The sequence below is a fragment of the Flammeovirga sp. OC4 genome (assembly GCF_000812565.1).
In the GTDB taxonomy this organism is placed as follows: domain Bacteria; phylum Bacteroidota; class Bacteroidia; order Cytophagales; family Flammeovirgaceae; genus Flammeovirga.
The window spans coordinates 17,411-33,210 of sequence record NZ_JTAM01000024.1 but is presented as its reverse complement, the minus strand read 5'-3'; the positions used below and the strand labels follow the sequence as shown (position 1 = coordinate 33,210).

3 protein-coding genes are annotated in these 15,800 nt (G+C 37.5%); all 3 read right to left on the bottom strand.

The genetic code is table 11. The features are described from left to right. Positions 1 to 277: 277 nt before the first annotated feature. The gene (locus PL77_RS15155) at positions 278 to 1,027 is read right to left on the bottom strand and encodes a hypothetical protein (protein WP_044206969.1); all 750 of its coding nucleotides are present in this window, start codon (positions 1,025 to 1,027) and stop codon (positions 278 to 280) included. 188 nt (positions 1,028 to 1,215) lie between these two features. Further along, positions 1,216 to 1,818 (bottom strand): DUF4382 domain-containing protein, encoded by a 603-nt coding sequence (locus tag PL77_RS15150; protein ID WP_044206967.1) that lies wholly within the window; start codon positions 1,816 to 1,818, stop codon positions 1,216 to 1,218. 335 nt (positions 1,819 to 2,153) lie between these two features. Continuing rightward, positions 2,154 to 15,794 (bottom strand): gliding motility-associated C-terminal domain-containing protein, encoded by a 13,641-nt coding sequence (locus PL77_RS15145; RefSeq protein ID WP_044206964.1) that lies wholly within the window; start codon positions 15,792 to 15,794, stop codon positions 2,154 to 2,156. Positions 15,795 to 15,800: the final 6 nt, after the last annotated feature.

Below are 15,800 nucleotides of genomic sequence, written 5' to 3'. Positions count from 1 at the left end.
CCATTCCTCTCGCCTAAATGATTTTAAACTCGCTGCGCTCAGACAAGAAAATCATTTTTAACGGCTTAATACATGAAATTCTTCACGCTTTTCCCTTCAATGCCAAGGGAGATACTACTAAATGATTGCCTAATTACAAAACAAAAGACAAAGGTCTTATAATTATCTTCTAAAAAGCAGTTCTGTAAGGACGTTGCATTACAACGTCCTCACGAACCACAATACACTACCATTAATCCCTCATAAAAGGAGTTATATTAATTGATGAAAATTTAGTTTACAGTGTAGTAAACCTATTGTAAATTCCTCTCACATCTTTTTGTATAAACCAAGGTAAGTGCTCTACTATGATTGTTTTCTTAGGATTACTTTTATGGTAAATCAAAGTGTATTCAGTGTTTTGCGGAGAATGATACATGATGATCCTAGAGGTTTCAAGAATATATCCATTTTTTGTGATATAGGATAAGATCATGCTCTTCCATAGTAGTTGTTGTTGAGGTAAGGAATAATCATCTTTTTTGATGATAGCCCTTGTGATTTCTCCATTACTAAGAATATTAATTCTGTTATTCCCAATCCAAAAATTCAAGAATAGGAATAAGGCTGTCACAAATAATGAGACGATTAAGAAAAGGTCTCCGCCCGAATGGCTCATTCCAAGAATACGATTAATATGAGGTTTAGATTTTTGGTACTCTATAACTACTTGATCCCCTTCCGAATAATGATCACCACCCTGAAAAGAAGTCCAATTAATATCTCCTATTTTAGAGTGAAAAACATAGTCATATTGGTAAACAGGTACGCCATTTATTTTTGTGTTGGTATAAAGCACATTGATAATTTCACCATTGCTTCTTTCTAAATTATGATCCTTGATGTGAATTAAAGTTTCAATATCAAAGGATTGTAAAGTAAAGAAAGCGGTAAAAAAAGCAGCCAGAAATGATACAATTGCTATTACACCATACATACCATTGAGGGATAACACCATCTTGGTACTGATAGGTATTCGAGAGTCCATTATTTAGTTTAATTAGTCATTTTGATACGTTTGTAACAGACAAATCTATAGACTTTTCTACACTTTCACAAGCTAATATGTTTAGGTGATGCAATCATTTTACAAAGTGATATTATAACAAAGTCCCTCAGTCATTGATTGAAATGATAGAGGGACTTCAAAAATATTTTTATTAAAAAAAAGTAGCCTTACTGCACTTTTTCAATATATAATATACCTTCTTTAGGAGCGTCAGCTGTACCTTGTTGAAGTACATAATCTCCGTTTCCGTTAGCCACTAATCTTAAACTGCCGTCCATATCCAACTTAAGGATATATTTAGTGTTAGTAGCTAAAGCAGAGTCATATTCTACATCAAAAGATAACTCTTTGTGTGCTACTTTTAAATTAGCATGAATGTCCGAATCAGTTTCGATCACATAACTGTCTTCGTTCTTATCTAAACCAAGAATAGCACTTTCTACTTCGCCGATAGGAAGTGTTTCGTCAGACCAGATAAGTGTATCTTTGCTTTCGAAGTGTAGTAAATCTACATAACCTTTTCCTTCTTCTTTGTTGAAAGTTACCGTTTGATCACCTACTTGTACTGTAAGTGTAGCCACTGATACCACTACAGAGTCAACGCCGGGGATATCCGTTGCTGTAGTTCTTAAATTTGAATCTGAAATTCCACCAGATCTTAAGCTAACATCTGCTTTTGCTGAGGCAGTAGAATTGTCATCGTCATTGTTACATCCGCCAAAGCAAAGAGCTCCAGCTAGTAATGAGTAAAGTACAAATTTTATTTTCATAATAGTGAATTATCGTTTTTACAGTCTTGCAAATATGATAGTTTTCCAAGTAATATGGACAAACCGTTTTATTAAATTAATTCAAAAAAATCTAATGGAGGTGTTAATTCCTTCGTATTATGGACCCACAACTAAAGTTGTGGGCTTTTGGGAAGCTATCCTTATTTCATAATTAATCCTGCTATTTTATCTACTTCCGTTTTTTGTTAGTAGATTAATTTTCAATGCTATAGAACATTGAAGTGATGAACTAAGGATGAAAAATAAGATGTCTTCCCAAAAGCCCATAATTTCAATTATGGGTCTGCGTTGAAGAGCAGGATTTAAATGAGAGATTAATAAATCACCGAAATGCCGCTATCTTTTCTAAACTTCTCACCAGGGTATAATTCACTTTCATAAGTCAATGTGTACACATAATCACCAATAGAAACTTTTCGGCCTCTATACGTACCATCCCAACCTTTTTTAGGGTCTTTGAGCTCATATTCATCCGCATATTCTCTGTAGAAAATAATTTCTCCCCAACGGTTATAAATCGTCAAAGTGATATTGAATAAATCGGAAGCTTCAATGTAGAAGGTATCGTTCAAGCCATCACCATTTGGCGTAAAGCCTGTTGGTGCTGAAATTCTAGGAGGACATAATTCCACGACATTGATTTCGTACTCTTCAAAACATGCCGTTTCTCTTGAAGTATCCATGATTTTTACAGCATAAACACCCTCTTCACCTCTTGTTACTGTTGGCGTTGTTTCCTCTGTATCTTCCCATACCACAACAACATTTGGATCTTTAGTAGCTACTAATTCAATTCTTGCATCGTCTTCAAAACAGAACGTAGTATCTGATGGAAGAAGCGTACCTGGAATTGGATCTCTATTGACTGTGATACTATGCGAATAAGTACATGGATTAGCATTTGGTTCACTTTGTACTAATAAGGTATAAGTGAATGTTCCTGCTTCAGTGACTACAATAGAAGAGGTAGTTTCCCCCGTGCTCCATTCTATACCTTTTACTACGGCAGGGTCATCAATGATGGTTGAAAGGGTCACTTCTGCAAAATCACAAGCTGTCACTTCCGAACTTCCTGATCCGTTTGGAAGAACGATTACTTCAATTGAATCTGTTTTGAAACAGCCCAATTGATTGAAACTCTTCACTCCGTATTTCTGAGATTCAGTTGGAGTAACATTGATCGTTGAAGCTGTTTCTCCAGTTGACCATTCCCATGATTCACCCCCTGAAATACTAAGTGTAGCAGTTTCACCTTCACATATATAGACTAATGGATCAAAAGTCGTTTCAGGAAGTCCTATGACATCAATTTCTTTGATCATTACATCTTGACAACCTGAACTGTTCGTGATCACTAAAGCAATTTGATAGTTACCCGTTTGAGGATAGCTGTAATTGATTGATGAATTACTTCCCTGAGAGATGGTGTTGTTTCCACCGTAATCCATATACCATTCCCAAGTGATTTCTCCATCAGGATTTCCTGCTGTTGAACCATTGTTGTTCGCTTCAAATTCTTGATCCAAACAGATCAGATCAGGAATGTCAAAGTTGGCTACAGGGCTTGGGTAAATTGTGATTGATTCAGAATAAATACTACTCGTACATCCTAGAACAGATGTGATTCTTAAAGCAATCGTATAGGTTCCTTCTCCTTCGTAAATTTTATCCATTGTTGGAAGGGTAGAGGAAGAATCAGCTGAGAAAGTACCATTGTAATTGAAATCCCATTCGTACGTATTTTCTCCGTTTGGAATACCAGATGTTGAAGCATCCAAGGCTAACACTTGCTGAGCACATCCCACCGTATTTTGAATAGTAAAATTCGAAGTGGGTGTTCTTTGGAAATGTACTTTTGCGGTATCAATACCCGGACAAACATCTGGAACCAGTTTATTGACTGTCGTTAAAACAACGTCTGCGTAAATATCATACGCATCGTTATCAAAAACAGGAGAGTGAACATTAATGCTGTATTGATTCACACCATCATTGGACAGCTGACCACCTACCACATTCAAGATTTCCCAACTGTAATCAATATTGCTTTGTTCATCATAAGACGACTGAATTGAAATCGTTTCAGCTTCACAAACGGCCAATGTATCTGTAGGAAGACCTACTAAAGGAGATCGGTGAATGGTAAAACTGAAAGTCTTTGTACTTCCTGCATTGCTACAAGTTGCATTTACTTTATTGGTTACCGTCAATGTCACATCAAAATTGATCTGTTGTGTATTGACATTATTATAATCCGTATCCTCAAGCGTGATCGATAAGTTTTGACCAGTAAAGCTTTGTACTAAACCTTGGATTCTTGTAGATCCATCCGCTGAAGTTCCAACCAATGAAGCAACATCCAAATTCCATTCATAGTTATAATCTTCTGAGAAGTCTTCATCTCCAAAAGGCATAAGCACTACCGGAACAGCCGAACAGCCCTCTGCTTCTGCATCAGGAATCGTGATTTCAGGAATACGAGTAAATTGAACTACAACCTCTTGAGTACTTTCACAACTGCTGTAAAGTGAATTGCTCGTGATAAGGTTGAAAGTAACCGTGATCAATCCAGATGAAGCGTCGAAATCATCTTTCGTCATCTGTACATTGGTCAGTGTATTTGAAGTTGAATTGTTATAAGCATTGATTTTATTAATACCCGATGCACTTGCCCCATCAATAGAAGCCACTTCCCATCTGATATTAAATACGCCTGCATCAGAAGAAATTCCTTCAATAGTATTGATTTCATCTTGACAGAATACCAAAGTATCACTATTCGTAAATTCAGGTGCTCTATAAAGATTGATATCGACGGTTTGACTTCTCTCGTCACAAGAACCCGTTTGATTGATGGTCAACGTACCTGTAATGGCATAGCTGTTATTATCAAATGTGATGTCTTCCAAAGTAAGACCTGCGTTATTATTTCCTGTTGGAACTAATGTAAATGAACCGCCAGTGACAGATGAAGTCCAAGTGTGATCGATAGAAGCTAGTTCTTCATCGTTGGAAGTATAAAGTTCCAGGTCTTCTAAACCATCCACACAATTTTCATAATCAGTGATGCTCGAAAGGTCTACATTTCTTCTGATTGTAATTGTAAAGGTCTGAACGATATTATTACAACTTCCGGTCGTATTTAATGTCACTGAACCTGTAATGACATCGCTTCCATCATCAAAATTAATGGCTGAAACATCCAACCCACTTCCTTGATTTCCTTTTGTAGATAAATCAAAAGAACCTCCTGTTGTTCCATCCAAAAGAATCCAAGTGTAAGTCCATGCTGGAAGGTTTTCACTATTCCCTGCCCACAATTCCAGGGTGCTACCGTCTTCATCAAAAGCACACAATTCATTCAAATCAATAGAAGCCACATCTACTGATCTATTAATTGTCAGAGGAATTGTGTCAGGAGTCGCGTCACATGAGTTGTTGACTGTGAGTACGATATCTGCTGTGATGTTGGTTTGATCCGTATCAAAAATAACTTGATCTAATACCAACTGAGAATTGTTGTTGCCACTTTGTGTAAAGGATGGAATCTGTCCGCCATTGATATTGATGATTTGATAGTTGAAAACCATATTGTCAATCGCAAATTCATTTTCCTCAATTGCTTCAATATTTGTCGCATTGTTTGTCAAACATAAAACTACTCCTGTCAATGTAGTTTGATCAGCAACCCTTTGAATTGTCACTGCGATGATTTTTTCATCCAATGAACAACCTGACTCATTAAATACCCTTACATTGGCTTGAATCTCATCAGATGTGTCATCAAACTGAATAGCATTTAAGATCAGTCCTGAATCATCAGCACCGCTTGTTTCTAAGGTAAAGCTACCGCCATTTAATGACCCCGTGACGATTTCATAATCAAAAGTGATATTGTTGATTTGTTCCGTTTGAGGATCGATTACTGTAATGCCTGTACTATTGTCCACCAAACATTCATCAATTGTATCTGGGAATAATGAGAAATCGACTTGTCTGTTGATCGTCACATCAAATGAAGTGTTGCTTCCTTGACAAGCATTGCTTAATGTGACATTGACAGTGAATGTAATCACATCAGATCCCTCATCAAAAGTGACTGTTTGAAGATTTACGCCTGAGTTATTATTTCCATAAGCTTCCAAAGTTGCTGTACCACCCGTCAAGGTTGATGCATCAATCGTCCAAGAATAATCGATCGTGCCCCAAGTTTCTGTAGAGGCTGTAATCAATGTTTCGTCTGTCGTATTTTGGATTAAACAACGTACTTGATTACTGATTACCGACAAGTCAGGAATTCTATTGATGATAATTGGAATCACTCTTGAAGCCGTATTACAACTTCCTGTGACATCCAATGTGATTTCAGCATTGATGACTAAAGAGTTGGCATCAAAGGTAATGTCATTCGCCAGCAATCTAGAATTATTATTACCATCAAATGAGACTGTAAAGCTACCTCCGTCGGTGATTGTAAGGTTTGTCCAATTATAAGTATAACCAGCAATAGTCTCTGTTGCCTCTGGATTTAAAATTTGTGCAGTGCTTCCTTGAATCACACAAAGTTCATTGAGTGTGATACTTTGGAGGTCTACATTTCTTCTAATCGTAATCGGAAGCGTTTGAGTGGCATCGTTACAGCTACCTGTTAAAGTCAGGTTTACTGAAGCTGTGATTTCATTGCTTCCTTCATCAAAGTTGATTGCGGATACATCAAGACCGCTATTTTGATTTCCTTTTGGTGTCAGTGTAAATGAACCACCAGTTACGGTACTGGATAGCAAAGTCCAAGTGTATGACCAAGTAGGAAGGTTTTCAGTGCTTTCTGCATATAGTTCTATCGTGCTTCCATCTTCATCAGTAGCACAAAGTTCATTGAGTGTAATAGACGATAAGTCTACGGTTCTTTCAAGAGTTAAAGGAATTGTGACAGGAGTCGCATCACAAGAGTTGTTGACTGTGAGTACGATGTCAGCAGTAATGTTCGTTTGATCCGTATCAAAAATCACTTGATCTAATACCAACTGAGAATTATTATTGCCACTTTGAGTAAAAGAAGGAATCTGCCCACCATTTACATTAATGATTTGATAACTGTAGACCATGTTGTCAATCGCAAACTCATTTTCAGCGATGGCTTCAGTATTTGTAGCATTATTCTCAACACACAAATTTACCCCTGTTAATGTCGTTTGATCTGCCATTCTTCGGATTGTCACCGCGATGGTTTTATCATCCAATGAACAACCTGCTTCATTAAATACCCTTACATTAGCTTGAATCTGATCAGAAGTATTGTCAAACTGAATGTCATTCAAGATCAATCCTGAGTTGTCAGCACCGCTTATTTCTAAAGTAAAGCTACCGCCATTTAATGACCCCGTGACGATTTCATAATCAAAAGTGATATTATTGATTTGTTCCGTTTGAGGATCGATTACCGTAATGCCTGTGCTATTGTCTATCAAACATTCCTCTATAGTATCTGGGAATAAAGAGAAGTCAACTTGTCTGTTGATCGTCACATCAAATGAAGTAGTGCTTCCTTGACAAGCATTGCTTAATGAGACATCAACTGTGAAGGTGATTTCATCAGAATTAGTATCGAAAGTGACCGTTTGAAGCCTTACTCCTGAATTATTATTTCCATAGGCTTGTAAAGTAGCCGAACCACCTGTTAAGGTTGAAGCATCAATCGTCCATGTATAATCGATTGTTCCTAAGGTCTCTGTAGAGGCAGTGACCAAAATCTCGTCAGTGGTATTTTGAACCAAACAAAGGAATTGATTACTGATGCTCGAAAGGTCAGGAATTCTATTAATAGTAATCGGAATTGTTCTTGAAGCAGTATTACAGCTTCCTGTAACATCCAATGTGATTTCGGCATTGATCACTAAAGAGTTGGCATCAAATGTAATATCATTTGCCAATAACCTTGAATTATTATTTCCGTCAGAATCAACTGTAAAGCTACCTACACTTGTGATATTAAGGTTAGTCCAATTGTAAGCATAACCGTCAAGTGTTTCAGTAGATTCAGCATTCAAGATCTGCAATGTACTTCCTTGTACCACACAAAGTTCATTGAGCGTGATTGCATCCAAATCAATTTCTCTGTTGATGGTAAATGGAAGTGTGATCGATTGATCATTACATGATGTCGATGTGATAATTAAAGTAATATTACCTGTGATGGTTTTTTCGTTGGCATCGAAATTAATATTCTCAGCCCTTAATGCTTCATTACTTTGAGTGGTTGTATTATTTAAAGTCAATGAACCACCACTAACTGAACCTTCAATTAAATCCCATTCAAAAGTCCAATCCGTAAGTGTTTCTGAAAGTCCGTTGAATAAAGTGGCTGTGCCATTATTTGAAGGTGCACAAGCTGTATTTAAGGTGATTGAGGCGGTATTAGGAATACGATGTAAAGTAAATGGAATGTCTTTGTCACCAATACCACAAGAGTTGGAAACATTGACTGTAACGATTCCTGAAACTGTAGCACTATTGGCATCAAATGTAATCGATGTCAGTTCCAAACCTGATCCATCTGTATTGACTCCTGCAAAGTCTGCAGTACCACCTGTAAATGTCGTATTATCATAAGACCATGAATATACATAGCCATCTATTTCTTCAAAAGCTTGATCGATCAACAATACACCCGAAGCACTTTCTTCCACACAAGTTTCAATGGAAACCACATCATTGATAGAAGGAAGTCGGTTGATAGTCACCGGAATATCTTTAGAATCAATCGCACAACCGTTGGTGTTTTGTACTCTAATCACCGCATTGATTGTCGCTGAACTAGGAGTCGTTGAATCATCAAATTGAATGGCATCCAATTGTAACCCTGAAGCGTCCGTTCCTTGAGGATCTAAGCTGAAAGTACCTCCACTGATAGAAACGATACTCCATGTGTAATTAAAGTTATCAATCGTTTCTGTGGCTACGGCGATTACTTCTACATCAGTGGCTTCATCCAATTGACATTCTGTGATAGAGGCAGGGAAAATACTCATGTCCACTGCACGGTCAATCTGTACGGTGAAAGACTGATTCAAGGTTTGACAAAGTCCTGTGACTTCTAAATCTACCGTAAAGGAAATAGAAGAGGAAGAAGGATCAATACTATCATCAAAGTGAATATCATCTAGCACTAAACCAGAATTGTTGTTTGTGGTACTTGGTACTAAAGTGACTGTTCCACCTGATAGCGTTCCAGTAGCAATACTCCAATTGTAAGTGACACCACTTCCAAAATCTTCTGTATTTTCAATGACAATCGTTTCTCCATCGGTGTCTTGCAAAGCACAAATCACAACATCTGTCAGCGTTGTAAGGTCAGGAATACGTTGGATTCTAATTTGTTTTGTAACTGTGCTGTTATCACAAGAACCGCTTACACTTAAAGTAATATCGGCTGTGATTTCGATGGAGTTATTATCAAATACAACGTTGTTGACAGTCAATAAGGAGTTATTATTACCTGAAATATCCAAATCAAAAGTACCTCCATTTACGGTTGCAGTCACTACATTCCAATCGTAGCTAAATCCTGCTATATTTTCTAAAACCTCATTATGTAAAATATGTCCTGAAGAGTTTTCCGTTACACAAAGATCATTTAATGTAACATCTGCCAATTCTACTTTTCTAGTGACATTAACAGGGATATCTTGAGTGATTACACCACAATCAGGTGTTGTGACTGTTAAAGTAACCGAACCTGTGATGATCGATTTTCCATCGTCAAACTGAATATTTTGAATTGAAAGTCCAGTGTTATTGGCAGAAGGTACTAAATCGAAATCACCATCTGTAAAGGTTCCATTTTTCGCCCAAGTGTAAGTGATTGTTGGGAAGTTATCACTAATAGGAGCAAAAATCTGAGTGGTGTTTGTATCATTATCCGTTGTACAAAGTTCAATAGAAGTATAGCTTCCAAGGTCGAAGGTTCTATTGATAGTGAAATCGATGGTTTCTGTTTTATCTGTACAGTTTGGTGTCATCTGAACTAAAGTCAATTCACCAGTGATTTGTTCAGAATCAGCATCGAAGTTGACTTGATCAAATAATACTCCCGAATTAAGATTGCCGTATTGTGTAATGCCTGAAATAGTACCACCTGACACATTCGAAATCGTCCATGCAGAAGTCACACCTGCAAATAGATTAAGATCTTCAGCATAACCCATTACATTAGTTTCACCCTCTTCAGCACAAACCACTTGATCTACGAGATTAAGGTCATCGGCTTCCAAGTCAATCACTACAGGAATCAGTTTCTCCGTGAAGCCACAAGTTGTCGATAGCCCTGTTACCGTCAAACGAATCACTGCATTGATGACAGTACTACTTGCATCAAAGTTGATATTGTAAAAATTAAGGTCAGATTGATCTGCTTTGGTATGTTGAGCTGTCGTAGGTAAATCAAATGTACCTCCTGAAGGAGCCGTTTGGAAACTCCAATTATAAGTATATCCATTGAGTGCAGTGTCATTTCCATTGTCAATTATTAGAGATGGAACTGTAGCATTTGAACAAAGGGAAATACTGTAGCCAGTCAGTTTTAATACATCAGGAAGAAGGTGAATAGAGAAAGGCACCGTTTGTGAAATAGTACCACATGATGCATCTACATTATTCACTTCCAACAATAAATCTCCACTAATCAAGACCTCACCGGCATCAAAAGTGATATCATCAAACTCTAACTGACTGTTATTATTTCCGCTAGGATCTAAAACAATAGTACCATTGCTGATATTATCAATACTCCAATTGAAATCATAACCGTTGATTGCTTGAGCAATTTCATTTAAAACCAACTGATCTGTATCGCCTTGATAGGCACAAAACTCAATAGGCCCTGTATGCCCTGTCAGATCAGGAACTCTATGTATTTCTACCGTAGTGTAAATCGGAGTAGGGCTACAAGAAGCATCTACATTATTGACAGTTGTCTTTAAAGTACCTTGAATGATATTTGAGCTTCCTGAGAAAGTAATATTATCGAATTCTAAACCTGAATTATTATTGCCATAGCCACTCAATGTAACTGTTCCTCCTGAGATAGATTCCCATTCCCATACATAGGCAAAAGTACCTACTGAAACAGCGTTTGGATTGAAAACATTTACGTCTGAATCGCCATCCAGTTGACAAAGGTTGACCGCTGTAGTACTTAAATTATCTGGTAGTCGGTTGATTGTAAGGTTAAATGAGTGAGAGTTGGTGCCACAACTACCATCAATACCTGCTATTGTAAGGGTGACAGTTCCTGTAATCTGAGTCGCTGAAGGATCAAAAGCAACGTTGGTAAGGTCTAAACCTGAATTATTCGTACCTGTTGTTGAAGTAGTAATTGTACCACCGGTAACACTGTGTGTCCAAGTATACGTATACCCTGTAATCACATCTGTTTCTGGAGAAGCTAATGTCTCTGTCACTGCACCATTTTGCAAACAGAATGACTGGTCCGTTAACCTGAAGGCATCTGGAATACGATGAACAGTGACCGTAATATCTTTTGTCGCTCCTGCACAACTGTTGTCCATTCCAATTACAGTACCTCTAATTGTTGCAGTAAGCGTTGATGAACCTGTATTGAAATTAATATCGTTGAGGTATAAATCAGATCCATCTGATCCAACACCAACAGCAGTAGAAGAAACCGTAGCTGTACCTCCTGTAAAGTTACTGATACTCCATTGGTAAGCGTAATTGTCTACAATCTCTGTATTTAAGCTTTGTAATTGAATATTGGTGTCACCATTCAATGCACAAAGTAATTGATCTCCAATCTGCAAACCGTCAGGAAGACGGTGTATGGTGTAATTAAAATCTTTAGTAGTAGCACAACCTCCTGCAGGATTATTGACCGTTAGTGTGATTGTTCCTGTGATTTCTGATTCTCCATTACCGAAATCAACATTGATAAAACGTAAGGCTTCACCGTCCGTTCCGTAAGGATCTAAAGTGATAGTACTACCGTTACTTGGAGCTACTTTTTCTGTCCAAGTGAAGGTCATATTTGGATAATCTTCCGTTGATGTACCCACGACATCTACAGTAGTAGTTCCTTTTAGAATACAAGTTTCAAAGTCCGTAAGGTTGGCAAATACATCAGGGATTCTATAAACATTGACCGGAATACTCACTGTGTTTCCACAACTTGCGTCCAAACCAACAACCTCCAAATCCAATGTGGCTGTGATGACTTCTGAATTGGCATTAAAAGTTATTGAAGTGAAATCTACTCCGCTATCATTATTACCGTTGGTGGTCATACCCATTGTACCCCCCGAATTCACGGTAAGTGTCCAATCAAAAGTATAGCCTGCAAAGAAATCTGTATTGGCAGTGACTGCTGTAATCGAAGCTAAACCATTTTCAGCACACAAATCAATTGCTGTTAGAGTAAGTTGATCAGGTTTTCTATAAATCACAAATGGAATGCTATTCGTTGCCGTACCACATTGGGGTAAAGTTACTTCTACATCTATAGTACCACTGATCGTTGTATTATTTCCATTAAAATCAATAGAGGTAAACACCAAACCAGAATTATCGCTACCATTTTGAGAAGTAGTAATCACACCGTCAGTTGTATTGACTGTATAGCTATAAGTTGCTCCTGTGATCACATCAGTTCCTGCATTTGCAGTAATGGCTTGAACATTGGTTTCTAAGTCAAAAGCACAAAGTGCAATATTGCTTTGGTTGATGACATCTGGAATTTTATTGATGGTAACAGGAATGGTATGCGTCACTAATCCACAAGAAGCTGTCTGAACTTCTACATCAACGTCGGCAGTAACGGTTTCTTGATTATCATTGAATGTCACATTTGTCAACTTAAAACCAGTGTCCTGATTACCAAAAGCTGTTCCTGTCAGTGTACCATTTGTAATATTATTAAGAGACCATGTATACGTATATCCTGTTAGTACGTCCAAGATTTCAGGTGATACTTCTTGATCAATTACTCCTTCTACAAAACAATACGTTTGTGCATCAATATTGGTGACTTGAGGAGTTCTGTCTAAAGTTACTGTGAAATCCACGGAAGAGGCGTTACAACTTCCGTCTACATTAGTTACAGATGCTCTAATTGTAGCTGTGATCTGAGATTGATTGGTATTGAATGCAATATTACTTACTGATAAACCTGAGTTGTCAGTCGCATCAATTCCACTAAAATCAGCGGTACCGTTGTTGATACTTAATAGTTGCCAAGTGTAATTAAAATCTGAAACGATTTCTGTATTGGCAGGGATAAGTATTACATTATTTTGACCATTGGTCACACAAGCTTGAGGAGCCGTAAATTGTAAACCATCAGGAATTCTATAAATCGTATAGTTTAAAGTCTGAGTAGTTGCCGTACAACCTGCCCCAGCTCCGGTCACTGTTACTTCGATACTACCATTGATCACTGATGATCCATTGTCAAAGTCAACATCGTCTAAACGTAATCCACTAAAGTCGTTTCCAGTTTTGGTAAGAGTAGTTGTACCACCTGTTTCTGTTTTATTGATCCAATCGTATTCGATAGTAGGGAAATCCTCGGTGTAAGGTGTCACGACAAATATACCAGGAGTCGCAAGGTCCAATTGACAAGTGGTGAAATCCGTAAGGTTAGCTAAAACATCAGGGTTTCTATCAATCGTTACAGGAATCGACATTGTATTGCCACAATCTGATGCAAGTCCATTAATGACTAAATCGAGGGTAGTAGTGATTTGCTGTGAATTCGGATCAAAAACGACATCTTGGAAACGAACTCCACTATTATTATTTCCGTAAATGATCGGCGTAGTATTTCCTCCATTTATTGCACCTACCGTCCAATTGAAATCATATCCACTAAAATTATCGGTATGTGCAGTGATGATTTCTAATAAAGATTCATTTTGAGTCGCACACAATTCAACCGAAGTAATATCTAATACACTCGGTCTTCTATAAATTGTAAAAGGAATATCAGTAGTTGTTGCCCCACAAATCGATCCTGTGACTTGAAGGTGGACAAGACCGGTTAAAGAGGTGTTTGAACCATTAAAAGTGACATTATTAAAATCAAGTCCTGACTGATCTAAGTTGGTGGTTGGAGATAAAGTAAGTGAACCTAATGAAGGGTCATCTAAAGTATAGCTCCAATTATACGTTTGCCCATTGACCACATCTTGAGGATCATTGGCAGGGATCACATTATAACTTCCATTCTGATCCGCACAAAGGACAATTGAAGTCAAACCTTGTGCAGAAGGTAATCTATTGATTGTGATATTAATTTCAATGAATGAGTCTCCACATGTAGGGTCCAAGCCTGTAATATCCAATCGAGCAACACCCGTGATTGTCTCTTCTTTATTATTAAAAGCAACATTGTCAATCGTGAATCCTGTACCATTAGCACTCGGAATAATATCATAATCACCGTTGGCAGGTGTTCCTACCTTACTCCATGTGTATGTATATCCATTAATAGGGGAAGTGTCTTCTGCTACACCTGCATTTCCAGAACTACCATCCAATGCACAAAAAGTAATGTCTGATTCTGATAATTGAGGAGGAGTTCTGTTGATGACAACATTATAAGATTGAGTATTACATGTGGTATTTAAACCACTAACTGTAAGATCTAAAGTAAGGTTGATGACTGATTCATCACCATTGAAAACGATATTATCTAAACGTAAACCTGAGTTGTCATTACCAAAAGCCACAAGATCCACATTGGCTCCTGCTGTAATCGAATTGATGGACCATTGATAATCATAACCGTAAGAGGCTGTATTTTCATTCGCTACTGTAAAGTTTCCACCATTTTGAAGTGAACAAAAAGGAGAAGTAACTGTTTTTAAAGCACTATTGATAAATGTAACGACTATTTGATCTGTGGCTCCACCACAACCTCCTAATGCACCACTTGCTGAGATATCAAATGTAGCAGACATTTGTAAAACATCGGGATCAAATTGTACATCCGTGACCACTAATCCACTGTTGTTTGTGCCAGAAGTATTGAAAGTAAATGATCCTCCAGTCAAATTCACTGTTCCTGAACTTGCACCACCAATATCCCAAGCGTAGGTAAATGGATCAGTCGTTTCTGCAATGACTTGTCCTAAATTTTGACCGTTAGTTGCACAAACTTCGGTTAAGGCACCAACGGCGATTTCGGGAGTTCTGTAAAAAGTCAACACAATAGGGTCTGAAGTAGCAGAAGTACCACCACAGGCTGAAGTTGCTGTAAGTGTTATCGTTGCTGTATTTGCAGTGGGTTCAAAATCTATATTTTCTACTGTAATAGGTAGATCTGTTTCTTTGTTCGTAGTGGCTTGATTGATTTGGTTGGTAAGGTCAGTAACTTTAGTAGCAGTCAAACCTGTTGTACTTTCTAAGTTCCATTGTGGATCAAATGAAACATCGATTGGAAGATTATCAAAACCTGCATTAATTGTTTGGGTAGCAGGTGCACACTGATCAATTGGATCTTCTAAAACACTTAAGCCAAAGGCTTGTGCAACATAAAATCCAACATAAATTTCTTTTACATTATAACAACCTGTAGGTACTCCAGAGTTACTTCCAGAGTTTTCACTACAGCCATCTTCCCATACTTCAATTTTTAGCTTTGCAATTGCAAAACCACCTATCTGTTTTTTGAATTGAATCTTAACAGAGGAAGTAGTTTCTCCATTTTTAACTTCTATTTCTCCTTCAACGACGGTCATCGTCCATAGGAAGTTATAAGATTTTTCATCGTTATTATAGCCATTACCATTATACCCTGGAAGTTCATAATCCACGTTACCGTTATTTGTTTTACCGCACAGTAAAATATCATCTAACTCGATAGGAGGTTGAGCCTTAGCATCATTAATGAACAGTAAGCTAGTAACACAAATGACAAATATGCTTAGTAAGTATCTTTTCATAATTTT

Bases quoted from the DNA above. Each gene is read 5' to 3' on its own strand.
- PL77_RS15155 (WP_044206969.1), bottom strand. From the start codon at position 1,027: ATGGACTCTCGAATACCTATCAGTACCAAGATGGTGTTATCCCTCAAT.
- PL77_RS15150 (WP_044206967.1), bottom strand. From the start codon at position 1,818: ATGAAAATAAAATTTGTACTTTACTCATTACTAGCTGGAGCTCTTTGC.
- PL77_RS15145 (WP_044206964.1), bottom strand. From the start codon at position 15,794: ATGAAAAGATACTTACTAAGCATATTTGTCATTTGTGTTACTAGCTTA.